A 21,178-nucleotide genomic window follows, 5' to 3' on the forward strand; every position below is an offset into this window, starting at 1 on the left:
ACTATTATAAAAAGTTAGGGGGTAATCCATAAAGATTACCCCACTAAACAGGCTGGCATAAGCCGCCTAAAGCGTAAAAATAAATAATAAAAATCAATTGGTTTTTAACACAGAATCTCAGCGGTCGTTGCGGTGAAGCTACTCCGAATATCGAAGGCTAATCTGTGAAAATCTGTTGTAATCCGGGGTATCTGTGGTGAAAAATAAGACGGAAGAAATATAAAATCACGGAGGCTCAGGGGCACGGATATTCGCTGCGTGGTTCCTGAGCGGTTCCTGAGCTTGTCGAAGCGCAAACCGAAGGTTCAGCCGAAGGGCCGCCGCGGTAAAAAAGAAACTCCTCCGCGCCTCCATATACCCCCGCGGAGCGGCGATCTATTCAATCAATAGCATTGATAAAAAGGATTTTATCTAAAATGATGATTATCAAGTTTGTATAGAAAATATTTTCTGCGTTTACAAATCATTTACAAAATTTCCTACGATATTCCTGTTTCAAAAACTTAGTACAGAGCATTTAGAATCTTTTATTAAAAGGTTTTTGCAAGAAAAAGCATCTAATAACTAACCTATACTTTACTAAGCGCTTCTAACTCCCATATCCTTATCAGTCTTCTTTTTTCCTTTCGTCACTTCAACTAAGTCAGTATGAGGATTAGAGTCAATACGCTAGATGTTTTTCGGTTTATAGCTATTCTTTTGGTAGCGCTCTATCATTATTTTTTTCGATGGACAGAACTCCCCAATGTTTACCCTTACGGTAATCAATATGCGCGTTGGTTCAATCATGGAAATTTAGGTGTTCAATTTTTTTTCATGATCAGTGGATTTGTAATTTATTATACCCTTGAGAATACTAATTCAAGAAAGGAATTTTTTATCAAAAGATGGGTCCGTTTGTTTCCTTCAATGCTTGTAGCATCATTGTTAACGTATCTCTTGTTTATATGCTTCGACACACAGCAAATTAAACCCGAATCCCATTCTTTTTCCAATTTGCTTTATAGCCTTACGTTTTTAGAGCCAGGCTTATTAAATGTTTTTGATTCAAGTATTACATGGACATACCTCTCGGGGTCGTATTGGAGTTTATGGCCTGAGATACAGTTTTATGTATTGGCTGCATTGTTGTTTTTTTACAATAAGGAGAAGTTTTTGAGAAACTTTACCATGTTTTCTTTTTTAGTAATAATAGCGAATCAATTTATTGAGAAAGTAGTACTGAAAGATCGCTTCGGTATGCATTTACCGGAATTGGCAAAAGCAGAGCTGGGTCATTTAACGTTGCGTGTGTTTACACTAATGCATTATATTCAATACTTTCTTTTTGGGTCTTTGATGTATCGAATTTATCAAACCGATAAAAGGGTTGTTACTAAGCAATGGTTTTTTTATGCAGCGGGAATACTTGCGATTGTGATCCTTTGGGCGGGAAAAATGGAATGGCAGGTGAAATTCTTATTACTCTTTTTTGTTGGACTGTTTTATTTACTGAGTTTTCGAAAAATAGACGGGCTGGGAGATGCAGTTCCGGTTCTAACGAAGCAAGGAGCGAGTTCTTATTTCTTTTATTTGATACACGAACATTTGGGTATTTTGTTGATCAGTAAAACAGCAACTTTCCCTTTTGCCGATACAATGCTATATCCCATTTTGGTTATTATCTTATTAGGGATTCTTTCGGTACAATACACCAAATTTATTGAGAAGCGATTTTCAAAGTTCTTGCTTGCAAAATTCTTGAAATAATGGATGGTGCTACGATGCTTTCTTAATGGAGATATTGAAGCGATACGGAGATAAGTTCTTTTGCGACTCCTTTGCGCTCTCCGCGCACTTTGCGTGAGCATTTTAACGCAAAGTTTTAGTTGTCTCGAGTGCAGCACCCTGTGTTTAGTTGGGCTTCGCCGGAAGGAGGCCTTCGGCCAGCGCAACGTTGGCAGTCAGGTTGATTATATATTCTTCCGCCTTCGGCGGGGAAAGAAATTCTTAACGTAGTGTCGCAAAGAAGAAGGAGAAAACTCTTTGCGATTCCTTTGCGCGCTCCGCGCACTTTGCGGTGAATATTTTAACGCAAAGTTTTTAATGCTTCGAGTGCAGCACGCAGTGTTTAATTGGGCTTCGCCGGAAGGAGGCCTTCGGCCAGCGCAACGTTGGCACTGAACGAATTGAAATCTTTAAAAAGAAATTCATGCTCTCCCCTGTATTCCCCCGCGCAGCGGCTCTGCGTCTCCAGTAAATGAATTTCCGAATTTCATACTGCCAAAAACTCAAATTCATAAAACGCTCTCCAACCTTCAACCACAATAACTCTGCGTTCCGGCTGTTCCCGCCGCGCAGCGGCCTTTGCGTCCTTAAGTAAACGACTCTCCGAATTCCAAGCTGACAAAAACTTAACTAACTACAATCCCTCCAGCCTCCAACCACCATTCCTTTGCGCTCTCCGCGCACTTTGCGGTGAATATTTTAACGCAAAGTCTTAGTTGTCTCGAGTGCAGCACGCTGTGTTTAATTGGGCTTCGCCGGAAGGAGGCCTTCGGCCAGCGCAACGTTGGCACTAAACGAATTGAAATTTTTAATAAGAAATTCATGCTCTCCCCTGTATTCCCCCGCGCAGCGGCTCTGCGTCTCCAGTAATTGAATTTCCGAATTTCATACTGCCAAAAACTCAAATTCATAAAACGCTCTCCAACCTTCAACCACAATAACTCTGCGTTCCGGCTGTTCCCGCTCCGCGGGAGTTCAATACATATTAACGCAAAGTTTTAGTTGTCTTGAGTGCAGCACACTGTGTTTAGTTGGGCTTCGCCGGAAGGAGGCCTTCGGCCAGCGCAAAGTGGGCACTGAACAAATTGAATTCTTTAATAAGAAACTTTTGCTCTCCCCTGTATTCCCCCGCGCAGCCGCTCTGCGTCTCCAGTAAGTGACTCTCCGAATTCCAAGCTGACAAAAACTTAACTAACTACAATCCGTCCAGCCTCCAACCACCATTCCTTTGCGCGCTCCGCGTACTTTGCGGTGAATATNGCTCTGCGTCTCCAGTAAGTGACTCTCCGAATTCCAAGCTGACAAAAACTTAACTAACTACAATCCGTCCAGCCTCCAACCACCATTCCTTTGCGCGCTCCGCGTACTTTGCGGTGAATATTTTAACGCAAAGTTTTTAATGCCTTGAGTGCAGCACACTGTGTTTAATTGGGCTTCGCCGGAAGGAGGCCTTCGGCCAGCGCAACGTGGGCACTGAACGAATTGAATTCTTTGATAAGAAACTCATGCTCTGCCTTGTATTCCCCCCGCGGAGCGGCTTTGCGTCCTTAAGTAAACGACTCTCCGAAACTCGAGCTGCCAAAAACTTAAAGCAATAACAGCCTCTTCAACCTAAGACCATTATCCTTTGTGTTCCGGCTGTTCCCGAAATCCTACACAAAAACCCTTACCTCCTCCTAAAATCTTCCTTTAGCATTTTTGCTAATATTTCACCCTGTTTTTCTTGAATCGTGATGCAGGCTTAGTTTCACAGCCTTCGATGTTTAACCCCTTGTTTTTAAGTAGTTTGTATTTTTAATCCACTCCCATAAAAAAGCGGTTGGTGTTAAAAATATCCTATATTTGCCCAAATTGGGAATGCGTGTATTAACAAATGTTGACCGCAAACCCGCTATCCAATTCAATATCCGGTGCAAAAAGCCGAAACCAAACATATTTGTGGAAGGGTATAGGAGTACTAAAACAGTATTCTCTATACCCTTTTCTATTTGGGTAATTGAATGTAAGTTGTTGAAAAACACTTAGTTACAAAATAAATGTGTAACTGAGGAGGCGAAGCTCTGCCCCATGGTTAAAATGAACGAAAAGAAAAAATGGTATGCGGTGTACACCCGTCCGCGATGGGAAAAGAAGGTACATCAACTCTTGTCTGAGAAGGGACTGGAGAGTTACTGTCCGTTGAACAAAGTAAAACGGCAATGGAGTGATCGCATCAAAACTGTGGAGGAGCCACTATTCAAGAGCTATGTATTTGTGCGCATATCCGACGACGAACGAACAAGTGTTCGCATGACCGAGGGTGTGGTGAATTTTATTTACTGGCTTGGGAAGCCCGCCGTTATTAGCAATCGCGACATCGACCTCATCAAGCGTTTCCTTAACGAGCACCCGGAAGTAATTGCAGAACCGCTCGATATCAAAGAAAACGACTTAGTTCAAGTGAGTTCAGGATTATTTGCTGATGAGGAGGCGAAGGTATTGCAAGTGCGTAAGAAGATGGTGGAATTGAGAATAGAAAGCATCAATTATAGAATCACCGCCTGGGTGGAAAAGAAAAAAATTATTTTGAAAAAAACAAGCCCCTCCAAAACAATTGTAAAAGAATAACGGCGTTTTATTCGCTCAAACAGACGTAAACGCCTCGATTTCAGTAGTTTTGCTAAGGGTTATCCTTTAAAAAACGCTAATTTTTAAAACCAATTATGAAGAAGAATTTGCTTTGGTTGCTGGTACCGGCACTGCTTATGTTCGCCACCACCTCCTGCGTAACTCACAAACCGGTGCAATACCTCGAAGGCAGTTTTGATACCATCCCGCTTAAGAATGTGCAATGGAAGGAACCGGTAGTACAACCAGGAGATTTGATTTCTGTAGTTATATACAGTGATAATGCATCTGCATCTGCTTTGTACAATTTAAATGGCTCTGTTGGAGTAGCTAACGGAATTAATACCGGTATAGCAACAGCTTCAAACGGAAATGATACGAAAGGCTATTTGGTAGACAAAGATGGAAATGTAACTATTGTTGGAGTTGGAAAATTGCTCGTTGGTGGCAAAACCAAACTGCAAATTTCAAATGAATTAATGGACTATTTTAAACGCAATGATCTTTTAAAGAATCCGATAGTAGATGTAAGATTTTTAAATTTTAAGATTACAGTAATGGGAGAAGTTGCACGCCCTGGCTCCTATAGTATTCCTACCGAAAAGGTAAATCTCATGGAGGCTATTGGATTAGCCGGTGACTTTGGCCCCTTCGCTAGAAAAGATATTGTAACAATAATAAGAGAAGAGAACGGTCAACGTAGTTTTGCGCGATTAGACATGTATGATGCTTCGATCTTTGCATCACCTTACTATCAACTTCAACAAAATGACATAATCATAATTCCTGCTAATAAAAAGAAAGAAGCAGCGAATGATCAAATGACACTGCGATATATTACTGTTGCTACTTCCGTAATAAGTGTTACAGCTATCCTTATTAATCTATTCAAGTAATTTCTGTTTATGAGTGAAGATATTTTGAAGAATCAGGAAACATCGAAGCAAAGTGTGACGCCTCGTGAGCACTTTATGCGCTATATGCGTTTTCTGCCATGGGTAACCATTTCCGTTGCGATTTGTTTACTTCTTGCGTATATAAAAATTCGGTACGAAGTGCCGATATATGAAGTTAAAAGCAAGTTACTTGTAACAAGGAATGCGCCTTATGCTAGCTCAGGAGAAAAGTTTGACGATATCTTTGGTGTGCAAAATCAGACACGTATAAATGATGAGATTGAAGTGATTCGTTCGCGATCTATGGCAGCAAGAGTTATTAAGTCTCTTGGTTTGCAAACGAATTACATAAACAAAGGCAAGATCAAATCAACGCACTTGCAAGCTAGTGATGCTCCACTAATTTTTGAAGCCTTGCATCTAGATGACAGTACTTCTTCTTACAGTTTTCTAATTAACATGAGTGACACTTACTATACGATTGGTGAGTTACCACAAAAGTATAGTTATGGGCAGATTGTGAATAAAAATGGAGTAGGATTTAGAGTCATTAAGAATGAAAGGGGATTAAGAGGATTTGCAACCAATATTTTTGAAGTAAGCTGGATGCCACTTGAAAAGGCAGCCGCCTCTTTAGCAGGAAGCATAAATGTAGCATTAGCAACAGAAGGAACAAACGTTATTGCACTTTCATACAGAACTGACAATATCTCAATTGGTGTAGCCATAATCAACGAGTATATGGCGCAATACCAAGGGTCTACTTTAGAAGATAAGCGGGAAACTGCAGAGTCTACTTTACGTTTTATAGATGATCAACTTCGATCAGTACAGAAAGATTTGGGTGGTGCTGAACAGAATTTACAAAGCTACCGTGAGCAAAATCAAGTATTTAACCCTGACTTACAAGGGCAAATGATGTTTGATGAGATTTCGGAAAGCCGGAAGCAATTAGCTACCCAAACATTTCAGTTGCGCGTAACTGATTTTCTGATCAACTATTTATCTGATCAGAAGAACACATTCAAAAAGGTTTCTTTAAGCTTGGGGATTGAGGAGCCGGCTCTTCTGCAGTTGATAGGGGAGTTTAATAGATTGCAATTGGAAAGAGAAACAGCATTAAAAACTGTACCAGCTGGGCATCCGAACATTCGCAATATGGAAAGTTCAATTGAAAGAATTCGTGCAGATCTGGTTGAGGCATTGCAGAATGTAAAACGCACACAAACAATGTCTTTTAATGACTTGTCCGCAAAAAGCAAAGAAGCAGAATCAAGAATTACTTCGATACCATTAAAGGAAAGAAAGGGAGGTGAAGTAGAAAGACAACAAGTAATACTTCGAGAACTGTACCAGTATTTATTGCAAAAGAAATTAGAGACATCTATTGCATCGGCTTCAACCATTTCTAACATTAAAGTAATGGAGTCTGGAATGTCGAATGGTGTACAAGTTTCTCCGAATAAGAGAAGTATTTATTTGATCGCAATAATCATTGGTATTGGATTACCGGGTGCTATTATTTTCTTAATTGATTATTTAAACGACAAAGTAAAAAATCGAATCGACATTCAGAATTTGACCGATACTCCAATCCTTGGAGAAATTGGTCACTCGGCCGAAGGTGATACTGGTGCACTGGTAGTGAGCAGTAGAGGTAGAAGTGTAGTTGCAGAACAGTTCCGTATTGTTCGATCTAACTTGAATTATATCTTGCCAGGAGTAGAGAAGCCTGTAATAATGGTGACTTCAACATATAGTGGTGAGGGTAAATCATTCGTCAGTACCAATATTGGTGGCGTACTAGCACTTAGCGGAAAGAAGACGGTCATCCTCGAGTTTGACATACGCAAACCTAAGATCTTAAAAGGTTTGAAGATCAATGATAAGTTTAAGGGTATTACCAATTTTGTTATTGGTGCAAATAGCATGGATGAAATCGTTTATCCGGTTCCTGATCGAGAGAATCTCTTTATTATTCCTTGCGGACCAATACCACCAAACCCTTCAGAAATGCTCCTGAGCCCGCGAATTGCTGAAATGTTTGCATGGCTGAAGCAAAATTTTGATGCCATCATCATTGATACTGCGCCGGTAGGGCTAGTGAGTGATGCCATCACCTTGGGTCAATTTGCTGACTGTGCGGCTTACATTGTTCGTCACAACTATACTAATAAGAAGCAGATCTTATTGTTAGATGATTTGTATCGTTCTAAGAAATTGCCGCATCTCAGTGTAATCATCAACGATATCCGATTCGCTACGGGTTATGGCTCTTACTATGCTTATAGTGGTTATGGTTACGGTCATGGCTATGGTTATGGATATGTACACGCATATAGCAGTGATTATTTCGATCATGAGAAGCCAAATGGGCAGAAAAGAAGAAAAAAGCACCGCTCTCCATTAAGGAAATTGTGGGATAAAATAATGAAATAACAAGAAATCAAAGAGCAGTAGACATGGCAGAAATTGTTCAATCGAACGAATGGGATATTGAGATAAAACCTTCTGAGAGTGTTTTCAAAGTTAACTTGAAGGCAGTTTGGAAGTATAGAGATCTCTTACTGCTTTTGGTAAGAAGAGACTTTGTTGCTTTTTACAAGCAAACCATTCTTGGTCCAATTTGGTTTTTTATTCAACCACTGCTAACTACAGTGATGTATCTATTGATCTTTGGTCGTGTAGCAAAGCTATCAACCGATGGGCTACCCGGACTAATATTTTATATTTCTGGAGTCACTTGTTGGAATTATTTTTCTGAATCATTGACAAAAACGTCGGATACTTTTATTACAAATGCTAATATTTTCGGGAAAGTTTATTTCCCTAGGCTAGTTATTCCTTTGTCTATTATCTTAAGTAATTTGATACGTTTCGGAATTCAATTTCTATTGTTTGTTGCTGTTTGGATTTATTATTTGGTTGATGGAACAATAGAGCCAAATTGGGGGTTGATGTATCTTTTCCCATTGTTGATTTTAATGATGGCAGGGTTATCGTTAGGACTTGGAGTGATATTTTCATCGTTAACGACAAAGTATCGAGATTTACGATTTCTATTGACTTTTGGAATTCAACTATTAATGTTTGCAACGCCAATTGTATACCCATTGTCACTCGCTCCTCAAAAGTACAAATGGCTGATTGTGATGAATCCTTTTACACCAATCATTGAGACGTTTCGATATGTTTTTTTAGGAAAGGGAGCGTTTGAATGGATGTACTTGGGTTATAGTTGTATTGTTATTTTTATTATTCTTTTATTGGGAACAATAATTTTTAATAGGGTTGAAAAAACCTTCATGGATACCGTATAATATGAGTTCAAACGCAATTGAAATACACAACGTATCAAAACTTTATCGATTAGGTGAGGTGGGAACCGGAACCTTAAGTCATGATCTAAACAGATGGTGGCATAAAATAAGAGGTAAAGAAGATCCATATATGAAATTGGGTCAAGAAAATAAAAGAGATTCGGCGGGTAGTCAATACGTTTGGGCAATTAACGACGTGTCTTTTAATGTTCCTCAAGGTTCAGTATTTGGCATTATTGGTAAAAATGGTGCTGGAAAGTCTACTCTATTAAAGATATTGTCACGTGTTACAGCTCCTACAAAAGGTACAATTAGAGCCAAGGGTAGAATTGCATCACTATTGGAAGTAGGAACAGGGTTTCATCCGGAATTGACTGGAAGGGAGAACATCTTCTTGAACGGAGCGATACTTGGAATGACAAAGCAAGAAATTAAGCGAAAGTTTGATGAAATTGTCGATTTCGCGGGTGTGTCAAGATATATTGACACTCCTGTAAAAAGATATAGTAGCGGGATGTATGTGCGGCTGGCCTTTGGTGTTGCAGCCCATTTGGAAAGTGAGATATTAATAGTAGATGAAGTACTTGCTGTTGGTGATGCTGAATTTCAGAATAAGTGTTTAGGAAAGATGAGTGAAGTAAGTAAAGGCGAAGGACGTACAGTACTTTTTGTTAGTCACAATATGGGAGCCGTAAAAAGTCTTTGCAACGGTGCCGTATTGATGCAACGTGGTACAGTTTCTAAAATTGGAGCAACTAGTGACATAATTGAAGATTATTTATCATCAGATTCGGAAGTAGAAAGATTCAAGCAGTGGCATGAAAATCATCCAGGAGATAGAACTGTTCAGCTCGATAAAATTCAAATACTTGATAGAAAGAACTCTCTTGATCTTACGTTGGTTTCGTCTGATGTTGTTACCGTTGAGGTATATTATACATTAACAGAAGAGGTTAAAGATTTGCGAGTAGTTGTTAATATATTGACTTTTGATGGAACGGAAGTCTTTTCAACAAGTGATTTTCGCTACCAAGACCAATCGAGAGTTAGAAAGGCTGGTAAGTATAAATCTTCCTTTACTATTCCTGGTAATTTCTTGACTGTTTCACGCTACTTTGTTTCGGTTGATATTGATATACCAATGACAAAGGCCTTTGTTTTAAATCAAACGGTTGCTTTTTCAATTGATGAGCTTGTTACGAATGATCTGGGGATGACTATCGCAAGGAAGCCATCAGGAGTTATTCATCCAATTTTGCCCTGGAATGTTGAAAAAATTGGCTAAATGAATTTCATAAAAAGAGTTTTTAGATTCGGAATTAGGAAGTTGGACAATTTATTTTGTTGGACTCTGGATCAATTCCCGGTTTTTAAGTGCGTAAGAGAAACTCAAAGAACTCAAGTTCCGATTTCTTACAAACAAGTATGGAAGCAACGGGTTCTGGGTGCAGGTAAATCACCTTATTGGCCGGTACATCCTGCTAGTAAAATAAACCAATTCAAAAATATATGTATTGGAGTAGAGACCAGTCCGGGATATGAACCAGGTTGCTATATACAAGGTATTGGTAAAGTTTATATAGGAGACTATACGCAAATTGCTCAAAATGTTGGCATTATTTCTTCCAATCATGATTTGTATGATAATTCCATACATCACCATGAAGAAGTTCATATCGGCCGATACTGTTGGTTAGGAATGAACTCTGTTGTATTACCCGGTGTACGATTAGGTGATTTTACCGTAGTTGGAGCGGGGGCGGTTGTTACAAAGTCATTTCCAGAGGGCTATTGTGTAATTGCCGGCAATCCTGCCAAGATCATCAAGACGTTGGAGAAAGACAAATGTGTTGAATATAAATCTGATCGTGAATATGTTGGTTTTATTCCTAAAAACGAATTCGAGTCGTTTCGGAGTAAAAATCTTTGGATCTAAAAGTTATGAAAATGAGCTACAAACAATGTTCTAATTGTATTCTTGATACAAATGATGACCCTAACATTACCTTTGATGAAAAGGGGATTTGTAACCATTGTCATTACTATCATAAGCAAAGAGAGCTCTTTATTCGTGAAGGCGATATTGGTTTGAATCTTTTGAATAACACTGTAAACACTATTAAGGAGTACGGAAAGAATAGAAAATACGATTGTTTAATTGGCGTTAGTGGAGGTGTTGATAGTAGTTATGTAGCATACATAGCCCATAAGTACGGGTTAAGGGCCTTGTGTGTGCATTTTGATAATGGATGGAATAGTGAACTCGCTGTACAGAATATCGAAAATATTGTAAATAAATTAGGCTTTGATTTATATACCTATGTTATCGATTGGAATGAGTTTAGAGACTTGCAGCTTGCATATTTGAGAGCCTCAGTTGTTGATATAGAAGTGTTGACTGATCATGCGATTTACGGAACGCTATTCAAGATTGCTAAAGAAAACGATATTAAATACGTGCTAGGCGGACTAAATGTTCAAACAGAAGGAATTCTGCCTTACCACTGGACTTACAATAAGAAAGACTATATCAACATTAAAGCTATTCATAAGCTTTACGGCGAAAACGAGCTCAAGACATTCCCTTTCTTAGATAAGAAAATGAAGAAGTTTATAAAAAATTCGGGTGTTGAGTTTGTAAATTATTTAAACTGGATTCCATTTAATAAGGATGAGGTTAAGTCTCTTCTTCAAAGTGAATTAGCCTGGAGAGATTATGGCGGAAAACATTATGAAAGCTTATGGACTAAATTCTATCAAGGATATATTCTGCCTGTAAAGTTTAAGATCGACAAGAGAAAAGCTCATTTGTCTACATTGATATGCAGTGGTCAGATCACTAGAGAGGAGGCATTGATTGAATTACAGCAACCTTCGTATAATCCTTTAGAATTGAAGCAAGATAAAGAGTATGTTTTAAAGAAGTTGGGGTTAACCGAAAATGAATTCGAGGCAATTATGAATACGCCCGTGCGTGACCATAGAGAGTTTGATACTGAAGGGTCTTTTTTCAATTATTATCCTATTTTAAAGCCCATGAAACCCTTGTGGGAAGGATTTAAAAACTTAACAGGTATTAGAAAGTGATGAATCCAGTTGTTTCTATTATTACACCTTCCTTTAATCGTGCTGATATTATTCATGAAACTGCGGAAAGTATCTTTAAGCAAACTTATCCGCATTGGGAGTGGATGATTGTGGATGATGGAAGTACAGACAATAGCTGGGAATTGATAAAGAGTTATGCTGAAAAGGATTCTAGAGTTAGAGTCTTTCAACGAGATCGAGATCCAAAAGGTGCCGCAGTATGCAGAAACATTGCAGTTGAAAAGGCTACTGGAAAGTATGTAATTTTTCTTGACACAGATGATCTTTTGGCTTCATTTTGCATTGAACAAAGGGTTAAAGCTGCAGAATCAGAAGTGAATGCAGATGTTGTCATTTTTCCCATGCTTATGTTTAAAACAGAGCCAACCGACCTCGGATTGCTTTGGAATATAGACAAAGACAGGGATGATATAGAGCGGATATTATTTGGTGATGCTATTTGTCAAGGTACCGGTACAATTTGGAAGCGCGATAAGTTCCTTGAAGTTGGTGCCTGGAGACAAGACTTGGCGGTTTGGCAAGATGTAGAATTGCATTTGCGAACTATGATCGGCGATGTGATTTATAAAAAGCGCATGGATCTAAAGCCTGATATTTTTTTGCGAATAAGTGATGTTAGTTTATCCCGAACAGGTTACCATTCTATCAATAAATGGCGAAGTAGAGTAAAAGTTTTACTGCAAACTATTGAAGGATTGAAAGAGAAAGGTCAATTAGCGAAGTATATTCATGGAATTCAGAATGTTGCAGTAGACCTGGTGACTGGTGGAGTAAAAAGTGGATATTGGGCAGAAGTCAGTGATTTGACGAAGACTCTAGGTCGAAACGGAGTGCTTAATGAGAGTCAACAGACTTTTTTTAAAAGATATATGCTTTTTCGACGCCTTAAAGGGTATAAAATAAATTCTCTAGACCGTTTGTTTGACACTCGCATACAGAAAATGATTACACCTTATGACAACACTTTGAATAAAGTTGTATACGAAGGAGAAATAGTGATATGAGTCGAGTATACCCTAGCATTGCGGCGATTATACCGGTCAAAAACGGATTCCCGGAAATAAAAGACTGTATTGAGGGACTTCTTAACCAATCGGTTCCTCTTTCAAGAATCATCGTTATTGACTCTGGATCAACCGATGGTACGCTAGAATATTTGAAGTCGATTAATAAGGTTGAAGTTAAACATATTGATCCTTCTACATTTAGTCATGGCCTTACAAGGAATTTGGGGCTTGAGCTGACAAATGAGGAATTGCTCTATTATACAGTTCAAGATGCACGACCTGTTGATTCTCTCTTATTACAAACACTAATCAATACGCTCGAGGAGTCAGATGCGGTTGCAGTTTGTGGACAACAAGTTACGCCACACGATCTCAATAAGAATCCTTTAGATTGGTTTTTCCCAATAACAAAGCCTGAGCCTATTTATTATCAGTTAACAGAGCCGTCTGAATTTGATCGCCTATCACCAGAGCAGAAGAAGCAGTTTTGTAGTTGGGATAACGTTAATGCTTTATATAAAAGATCGGCACTGGAAGAAGTTCCTTTTGAGCAGGTTGTGTTTGGTGAAGATATGATTTGGGCAAAGAGAACCCTACTAAAGGGCCGAAAAATAGCTTATAACTACAATGGTCGTGTTTATCACTATCATTTAGAAAATCCGGAATATACGTTTAAGCGACTGTTTACAACCTTCTATTTTCGATATGTTACATTTGGGCTAGTTCCAAATGTTCAAAGGACATCTATCAAGGATCGACTTAAGATTATTTATATATTGCTTAAAAGGTTAAAGTTTTCACCTACTCGAATTTGGAAATGGTATAGCTATACAATTGAATTAAAGAAGGCTGCGTTTAAGAGTTCATTAATTTTTAATCAATCGTTGGCAAAAGGGATGGATGAATTAGAACAAGTTCATGAGAAATATTGTGGTAAAGCCCCCGTACCATTAAAAAATACCGCACTATGAGCTCCCCGATAGTAAGTGTATTGATGACTTCTTTTAATCGCGAAAACTTTATAGAATTGGCGGTGGAAAGTGTACTGTCTTCTAATTTGAACGACTTTGAATTGATTATTGTGGATGATGGATCAGTAGATAAAACAGTTGAGATAGCACGAAGTTATCAGACGAAGGATTCAAGAGTGAAAGTATACTGTAACGATGTAAATCTAGGAGATTATCCAAATCGAAACAAAGCGGCTTCATATGCAAATGGCAAGTACATAAAGTACCTGGATAGCGACGATATTATGTATCCACATACCCTTAATGTGATGGTAGATAGTATGGAACAGTTTCCGGAAGCTGGTCTTGGATTAAGTGGGAAAGGAAAGAAAGACATGCCTCACCCGTATTTGTTGACTCCAGACCAAGCATACAGGGAACATTTTGGAGGATTTGGACATTTAGATCGAGCTCCTGGTTCTGCAATTATACGACGGGATGTTTTTGAGAAAGTAGGGGGCTTTACTGGTAAACGAATGATTGGGGACAATGAACTTTGGCTGATACTTGCTCGATATTACCCCGTAGTTATTTTTCCACCTGATTTATATTGGGCTAGAACACATGCTGGTCAAGAGTCTAAGTCAGACTATGCAAAAAAATATGCTTCTTTGAGAAAATCGATTTTCATTGATGCCCTGAATCATCCTGATTGTCCTCTACCGGTTTTAGAAAGGAAGAATATAATTAAGAATCTGAGCAAAGTAAACTATAAAAGAAAACTCATAAATCTATTCCGTTGAAACGTATTTCAATAGTTTTCGGAACTCGGCCCGAGGCAATTAAAATGGCACCAGTTATTCAGCAACTTCGTAAAGTAGAAGAATTCGAAGTTTCTGTTTGCTTTACAGGTCAGCACAAGGAAATGGTTTTGCCATTGATCGATTTTTTTGATCTTAAAATCGATTCGATGCTTGACGTGATGCAACCCAATCAGTCACTTGCAACTCTGACTTCTACATTGGTTCGGGAATTGGATTCTTATGTTGCGAGTTTTAAGCCTGATATTGTTTTAGTTCAAGGTGATACAACCACAGCATTTTGTGCAGCTTTGGTTTCATTTTATAGAAAAATTAAAGTTGGTCACATCGAAGCAGGGCTAAGAACGCATACTATTGATAGTCCATTTCCGGAAGAATTTAATCGACAAGTTATTGGAAAAGTTACTGCTTTTCATTTTGTGCCAACTAATGTAGCAAAAAGAAACCTCCTTGATGAGGGTGTTCCTTCCGAATCAATTTATTTAACAGGCAATACTGTGATTGATGCTCTTCAGTTTGCCGTAAAAAAAATTGATACAAATTCTGATAGTTACAAAGTTGAATTTGATTGGTTGAAAGCAGATACTAAAATGGTGCTTATCACTGGTCATAGAAGAGAAAACTTTGGTGTTGGATTTGAAAACATTTGCAAAGCCATAAGTACACTTGCACAAAATAATCCCGATTGTCTTTTTGTATATCCTGTTCATTTGAATCCAAATGTGCAAGAGCCGGTGAATCGAATTCTAAATGGTTTGCAAAATATAAAACTTATACCTCCGGCAGACTATATTTCATTTACTCAGTTAATGGAAAAGTCATTTTTTATATTAACTGATTCAGGTGGAGTGCAAGAAGAAGCTCCGTCTTTAAACAAGCCAATATTAGTAATGAGAGAGTCTACTGAAAGGATGGAAGTGGTTGATGCAGGTGCGGCTGTATTAGTAGGGACAGATCCGGTTAGAATAGTTAATTATGCTCAAAAGCTAATTAATGATGACAAGTTTTATAAGTCTATGGCAAATGTTGCTAATCCCTATGGCAATGGTAAAGCTGCTGAAGAAATAGCTAGTATTCTTCTGAAAAATTTATAATAAATGAAGTTACTGGTACTAAATGAAAATTATCCTCATCTTGAAAATTTGATGGGAAATGTGTTCGTTCACGTGCGCGTGAAGGAATATCAGAAAAACCATCAAGTGAAAGTCTTTTCTTTCTTTCATAAGCCAAGGGTTATTAACTACGAAGGAGTTGAAATATCTTTTTTTCAAGAGAGCCAAGCTCTTGTAAAAGCTATTCAAGAGTATAAGCCGGATAGGATAATTGTGCATTTTTATCATTCTTGGATGCTTGAAGAACTTTTTAAAGTGGTAAAGGTTCCTTACTTGATTTGGGTTCATGGGTATGAAGCATTAGGTTGGTATCGAAGAATGTTCAACTACAGCTGGTATTCTCCGGTTTTTTTCCGATTCATAAAAGAGAATACCATTCAACAATTGAATCTTCGCAAACTAATACAATACGCAAGTTCTCGCGACGACATCCACTTTGTTTTTGTCTCAGAATGGATGAAACGAATTACTGAAGAAGATACACTGTCAAAAGTTAAGCGCTATTCAATTATCGCTAACCCTATTGATACCGATCTGTTCAAGTATATTCCAAAAACTATTGAGCAACGGACTCGCGTTTTGTTATTGAGGTCTTTTCATACTCGGAAATATGCCAATGATATTTCTGTAAAAGCAATTCAAATATTATCTCAAAGAGACGTATTTAAAAACTTTCAGTTTACGCTAAGAGGCACAGGCCATTTGTTTAAACCCCTAACGGAGCCTTTAAAAAAGTTTGATAATGTAGAGTTGATAGAAGGTCCGGTTAGGCAAGTCTTGATTCCTGAAGTACATAAAAATTACGGAGTTTTCTTGTGCCCAACTCGGCAAGATGCACAAGGGGTTTCAATGTGTGAAGCCATGAGCAGCGGCCTCGTTCCTTTGGCGTCTAATAATACTGCTATCCCAGAGTATGTAAAAGACCGATTCTCCGGCCTTCTATCTAATTCAGCGACAGAGTTGGCAGATCACCTTGAACTTTTATATAATTCGCCCGATTTATTCGTAGACTTGAGTACGAACGCAGCCGCAGAAATGAGAAGGATTTGTTCCATGGAAACTGTTGTGAGTCAGGAACTAGATGTAATTGTTAACCCATAAACCTCAATAAAATGATTTCCAAACTGATTCGCAAAATTCTAGGAAAACCTTCCTTTAGTTCTAAATCCTATTGGGAAAGTCGATACTCTGCAGGAGGAAACTCCGGAGACGGTTCCTACGGGAAGCTTTCAGAATTTAAAGCTGACTATATAAATGGTCTGATTAGTAAACATGGAATTCAAACTGCGATTGAATTTGGAGTAGGTGACGGCAATCAACTTACTTTAATTAATTATCCAAGTTTTGTAGGTATTGATATTTCGAAGACAATTATTGAAAAGTGTAAAGAGAAATTCCAAGGTGATAGCTCCAAGTCATTTTATGTATATGATGCGTCTTTACCTGTCTTGAGCCAAAAATTTGATATAAGCTTGTCTCTCGATGTGTTGTATCATTTAGTCGAAGAAGCGGTTTTTGTTGGTTATTTAAAAGATCTCTTTAAAACAAGCAGCAAATATGTTTTAGTTTATAGTACGAACTTCCTTGAAAACGAAACAGATCATGTATATCATCGTGAGTTTACAAAGTATGTTGAATCTATGTTCCCTGAGTTTAAGTTGATTGAAATTACTGAGAATCCATTCTATGGATACGGTCAACAAAAATCAAGGGCTAATTTCTATTTATTTGAAAAAAACGGACAATAATAGGCTCCACGAGTAGCGTTATTAAGCAAATGCAAATGGATGATCGCAATCGTTAACTACGGGCTCGGTAACCTCACGAGCATCCAAAATATGTTCAAAAGGCTTGGTATTGAAGCGGTGATCACTTCCGACTTCGAAACCATCAAAGCCGCGTCCAAACTACTTCTTCCCGGAGTAGGCCATTTTAAAAAGGGCATGGACAATCTCAAGGAATCCGGATTGCAAGACCTCCTGAACGAAGAAGTACTGGTAAAGAAAAAGCCCATCCTGGGTATTTGCCTTGGAGCGCAACTTATGACCAGTCACAGTGAAGAGGGCGATGTAGACGGACTGAATTGGGTGAGTGCCGACACCATCCGGTTCCGCACCGAATCTGTACCGGGTCTGAAAGTACCCCATATGGGATGGAGCGATATCAGCACCAAGGATCAGAATCCGCTTTGGAACGCCCTTCCCGCAGAACCACGCTTTTACCATGTACATACCTTTCATTTCAAGATAAAAGACGAATCCGCTACCAGTGCTACCACACACTACGGCTACGATTTTGTATGTGCTTTTCATAAAGACAATATTTACGGTACACAGTTTCACCCCGAAAAAAGTCACAAATTCGGGATGAAAGTGTTTGAAAACTTCGCAAAACTCTAATCCATGGCAAGAGTACGTATCATACCGGTTCTATTGCTGCAAAATGGAGGGTTGTACAAAACCGTAAAATTTCAAAAACCTCAATATGTGGGCGATCCCATCAATACGGTGAAAATCTTTAACGAGAAAGAAGCCGATGAACTGGTATTGCTCGACTATACGGCTTCTCGCGATAAACGCGGGATCGATCATAAAAAAATAGCAGAGATCGCCGGCGAAGCTTTCATGCCCATGGCATACGGCGGCGCCATTCGTAGTTTCGATGATGCTAAGAAAGTATTCGACGATGGCTACGAAAAAGTAGTCCTGAATTCCATTCTCTTTTCCAATACCGCTTTGGTTCGGGAAATTGGCAATGTGTACGGAGCACAGGCAGTTGTTGGATCCATTGACGTAAAGAAAAACCTTTTTGGTAGATACAAAGTACATGGATTTTCCGGTACGCAGAGTTCGGGGAAAGATCCTGTAGAATGGGCTAAAACATTGGAAGAAGCAGGCATCGGTGAAATTATGGTAAACAGCATCGACCGCGATGGAACTTGGGAAGGCTACGATCTTGACCTGGTTGAAAAAGTTGCCGCTGCTGTTTCTGTTCCTGTTATTGCATGTGGTGGAGCCGGTGGTTTCAGTGATTTTGAAAAAGCAGTTCAGCACAAAGCCTCTGCTGTAGCAGCGGCCAGTATGTTTGTATATCAGAAAAAAGGAATGGGAGTTTTAATCAGTTTTCCTACTGGAAAAAGGTTAAACAATTAAACTAATTGATCAAATTATTTTTAATTCTTAATTAATAATTCAACATGAATTTCGCAATTATCGGATGTGGACGAATTGCACAGCGCCACGCAGAACATATCGCAAAAATTGGAACCTTGGTAGCTGTATGTGATACGGTAGAAGAAAAAGCAAAAGCCTTGGGCGAAAAATACGGAGCGAACACCTATACCGATTCTAAGGAATTATTGGCGAATGAAAAATCGATCCAAGTAGTGAGCATCTGTTCTCCGAACGGATTGCATGCTGAACATACCATACAAAGTTTGCGTGCCGGCTTTCACGTACTGTGTGAGAAGCCAATGGCATTGAGTGTGCAAGATTGTGGTGAAATGATCAAAGAAGCCGAGAAAGCCAATCGTCGATTGTTTGTGGTAAAGCAAAACCGCTTCAATCCACCCGTTGCTGCCGTTAAGAAATTGATTGATGATGGTCGCCTTGGAAAAATTTATTCTGCGCAATTAAGTTGCTTCTGGAATCGTAACAATGAATACTATGCGAATTCTTGGAAAGGCACGCTGGCACTCGATGGCGGTACTTTGTACACGCAGTTCAGTCATTTCGTTGACTTATTATATTGGTTGGTAGGGGATGTGAAAGACGTAAAAGCCTATATCCAAAACTATCATCACGAGGGAATTATTGAATTTGAAGATACAGGTGTTGCAACCCTACAATTCTATAATGGAGCCATCGGTACCATTAACTATTCAGTGAATAGTTACGATAAAAACATGGAAGGATCTCTCACTTTATTTGGTGAAAAGGGAACCGTGAAAATTGGAGGTCAGTATTTGAACGAATTAGAATACCAAAGCATTGAAGGCTACGAAATCAAAGACCTTCCACCCGGCAATCCCCCAAATAACTACGGCAAATACTTCGGCTCCATGAGTAATCATGATAAAGTGTACAAAAACGTCATCGAAGTTTTGCAAGACGGTGGTGTAATTGCTACCAATGGTTTTGAAGGATTAAAAACTGTAGAGATCATTGATAAGATATATTCGGCGGCAGGAAGAGGATAATTAATAATTAATAAGTAATAATTAATAATGAAACAGCCGGCGGTCAGGTTGATTGAATTTCGGAGACTAATCTGTGAGAATCTGTATTAATCTGTGGTATCTGTGGTGAAAGAGGAGGGAGGAAGAGGAAAAAGAACAGGAAGAAGAACAGGGGGAAGGAAATGCATAAAGACTGCCAGCGCTGCGGTGAAAAAGAAAAGACCAGCACACCAAAAACATTCAAAAAACAGAACCTTTAGCCCCTTCTAAGGGTTTTCTTTCATTAAATATATGAGCCAACATCACCCTCACGTTAAATTCTTCGAGTCGAAGATCACGCCCGACGTACAGTTCGGCGAAAATGTAAAAGTGGTGCAGCCCGTAAACATGTACGGCTGCAAAGTAGGCAACAACTGCTTTATCGGGCCTTTCGTAGAAATTCAAAAATCAGTATCCATTGGCGACTATACCAAAGTGCAAAGCCATACGTTTATATGTGAGTTAGTAACCATTGGTTCGAACTGCTTTATTGGACATGGAGTGATGTTTATCAACGACTTATTCAGTGAAGGCGGTCCCGCCGGTGGCGACCAAACCAAATGGAAGCACACAGTTATCGGTAACCATGTTTCCCTCGGCAGCAATGCCACCATCCTCCCCGTGAATATTTGCGATCATGTAGTGATTGGCGCAGGTAGCGTTGTCACTAAAAACATCACCGAACCCGGCGTTTACGCGGGCAATCCGGCGAAAAAAATCCGTTCAATCGAACCAAAATGAGCAATGTAGTTGTAAGAGCTGTCAACAAATTAAACCATCTGTTCTTCAAAACAGTGGGCAAACATATCGGTATGGGAAGCCCGGTCTCTAAGTCGACCTGGGAACAACAATACAGCAGCGATGTATGGGACTATCTTGAAAACCCCGATGAAGCTGAACATTATGAATGCATTGTTGAGTTCTACAAGAAATATACCTCATTAAATGCTTCTATTTTAGACATTGGCTCCGGCAAAGGAGTGCTCTATTCTTATTTTAAGAAATGGCAACCGGTTTCATTTTTTGGTATTGACATATCCGATAATGCTGTTAAAGCTGCGGCCAAGCAATTTCCGGAAGCAAAATGGGAGACAGTTAACTACGACAACCAGTATGTGGATGGAAAGTTTGACGTTGTAATTTTTAATGAGACACTTTATTATTTTACCCGTCCGGTAAAAACGATCAAAAAGTGTTTGGATGAAAACATGAAATCGAATGGCCTCTTCATTATTTCCATGTGTGAATATGAAGGACATGATAAAATATGGAAGGACCTTGAAAAAGTGCTTACTGTAAAAGAAGAAAGAACCATCACCAATTCCAAAGGACAAACCTGGGTTACCAAAGCCCTAGTACTAAAACTACTTTAAA

At 39.0% G+C, this 21,178-nt stretch carries 19 protein-coding genes; all 19 read left to right on the forward strand.

Features of this window, described 5'->3' with window-relative positions; translation table 11 throughout:
* Positions 1-648 precede the first annotated feature (648 nt).
* Positions 649-1,749, forward strand: coding sequence for an acyltransferase family protein (locus ACQ2HE_RS18945; RefSeq protein WP_430901678.1), 1,101 nt, complete (start codon positions 649-651; stop codon positions 1,747-1,749).
* Positions 1,750-3,834: 2,085 nt separating this feature from the next.
* A complete protein-coding gene (locus ACQ2HE_RS18950) occupies positions 3,835-4,374 on the forward strand; it encodes a UpxY family transcription antiterminator (RefSeq protein ID WP_430901680.1) in 540 nt (179 codons plus the stop codon).
* Positions 4,375-4,469: 95 nt separating this feature from the next.
* On the forward strand, positions 4,470-5,270 hold the full coding sequence (locus tag ACQ2HE_RS18955; protein WP_430901682.1) for a polysaccharide biosynthesis/export family protein: 801 nt from the start codon (positions 4,470-4,472) through the stop codon (positions 5,268-5,270).
* Between the two features lie 9 nt (positions 5,271-5,279).
* Complete coding sequence (locus ACQ2HE_RS18960) at positions 5,280-7,709, forward strand: GumC family protein (protein WP_430901684.1); 2,430 nt, start codon at positions 5,280-5,282, stop codon at positions 7,707-7,709.
* 23 nt (positions 7,710-7,732) lie between these two features.
* On the forward strand, positions 7,733-8,590 hold the full coding sequence (locus tag ACQ2HE_RS18965) for an ABC transporter permease (protein ID WP_430901686.1): 858 nt from the start codon (positions 7,733-7,735) through the stop codon (positions 8,588-8,590).
* 1 nt (position 8,591) lies between these two features.
* Positions 8,592-9,875 carry an ABC transporter ATP-binding protein gene (locus ACQ2HE_RS18970; RefSeq protein ID WP_430901688.1) on the forward strand — a complete coding sequence of 428 codons (1,284 nt, stop codon included), beginning with the start codon at positions 8,592-8,594 and terminating at the stop codon, positions 9,873-9,875.
* Positions 9,876-10,526: a DapH/DapD/GlmU-related protein gene (locus ACQ2HE_RS18975; protein WP_430901690.1), complete on the forward strand. Its 651-nt coding sequence runs from the start codon at positions 9,876-9,878 to the stop codon at positions 10,524-10,526. It begins immediately after the preceding gene.
* Between the two features lie 11 nt (positions 10,527-10,537).
* Complete coding sequence (locus ACQ2HE_RS18980) at positions 10,538-11,677, forward strand: N-acetyl sugar amidotransferase (protein ID WP_430901692.1); 1,140 nt, start codon at positions 10,538-10,540, stop codon at positions 11,675-11,677.
* Positions 11,677-12,702 (forward strand): glycosyltransferase family 2 protein, encoded by a 1,026-nt coding sequence (locus ACQ2HE_RS18985; RefSeq protein WP_430901694.1) that lies wholly within the window; start codon positions 11,677-11,679, stop codon positions 12,700-12,702. The genes ACQ2HE_RS18980 and ACQ2HE_RS18985 overlap by 1 nt, the downstream gene beginning before the upstream one ends.
* A complete protein-coding gene (locus tag ACQ2HE_RS18990; RefSeq protein ID WP_430901696.1) occupies positions 12,699-13,676 on the forward strand; it encodes a glycosyltransferase family 2 protein in 978 nt (325 codons plus the stop codon). The genes ACQ2HE_RS18985 and ACQ2HE_RS18990 overlap by 4 nt, the downstream gene beginning before the upstream one ends.
* Positions 13,673-14,458, forward strand: coding sequence for a glycosyltransferase family 2 protein (locus ACQ2HE_RS18995; protein WP_430901698.1), 786 nt, complete (start codon positions 13,673-13,675; stop codon positions 14,456-14,458). Before ACQ2HE_RS18990 ends, ACQ2HE_RS18995 begins: the two co-directional genes overlap by 4 nt.
* Entirely contained in the window at positions 14,455-15,570 is a 1,116-nt protein-coding gene (wecB, locus tag ACQ2HE_RS19000; RefSeq protein WP_430901700.1) for a non-hydrolyzing UDP-N-acetylglucosamine 2-epimerase, read from the forward strand. Before ACQ2HE_RS18995 ends, wecB begins: the two co-directional genes overlap by 4 nt.
* 3 nt (positions 15,571-15,573) lie before the next feature.
* Entirely contained in the window at positions 15,574-16,689 is a 1,116-nt protein-coding gene (locus ACQ2HE_RS19005) for a glycosyltransferase family 4 protein (protein WP_430901702.1), read from the forward strand.
* Positions 16,690-16,700: 11 nt separating this feature from the next.
* Positions 16,701-17,336, forward strand: coding sequence for a methyltransferase domain-containing protein (locus tag ACQ2HE_RS19010; RefSeq protein ID WP_430901704.1), 636 nt, complete (start codon positions 16,701-16,703; stop codon positions 17,334-17,336).
* 39 nt (positions 17,337-17,375) lie between these two features.
* A complete protein-coding gene (gene hisH / locus ACQ2HE_RS19015) occupies positions 17,376-17,987 on the forward strand; it encodes an imidazole glycerol phosphate synthase subunit HisH (RefSeq protein ID WP_430901706.1) in 612 nt (203 codons plus the stop codon).
* Between the two features lie 3 nt (positions 17,988-17,990).
* Positions 17,991-18,740: an AglZ/HisF2 family acetamidino modification protein gene (locus ACQ2HE_RS19020; RefSeq protein WP_430901708.1), complete on the forward strand. Its 750-nt coding sequence runs from the start codon at positions 17,991-17,993 to the stop codon at positions 18,738-18,740.
* Positions 18,741-18,784: 44 nt separating this feature from the next.
* Entirely contained in the window at positions 18,785-19,786 is a 1,002-nt protein-coding gene (locus ACQ2HE_RS19025; protein WP_430901710.1) for a Gfo/Idh/MocA family protein, read from the forward strand.
* 270 nt (positions 19,787-20,056) lie between these two features.
* Positions 20,057-20,545, forward strand: a complete 489-nt coding sequence (locus ACQ2HE_RS19030) for an acyltransferase (RefSeq protein ID WP_430901712.1) — start codon at positions 20,057-20,059, stop codon at positions 20,543-20,545.
* Positions 20,542-21,177 (forward strand): class I SAM-dependent methyltransferase, encoded by a 636-nt coding sequence (locus tag ACQ2HE_RS19035; protein ID WP_430901714.1) that lies wholly within the window; start codon positions 20,542-20,544, stop codon positions 21,175-21,177. The genes ACQ2HE_RS19030 and ACQ2HE_RS19035 overlap by 4 nt, the downstream gene beginning before the upstream one ends.
* Position 21,178: the final 1 nt, after the last annotated feature.

Source organism: Endoryza foliicola (assembly GCF_050589245.1).
In the GTDB taxonomy this organism is placed as follows: Bacteria; Bacteroidota; Bacteroidia; order Chitinophagales; family Chitinophagaceae; genus Endoryza; species Endoryza foliicola.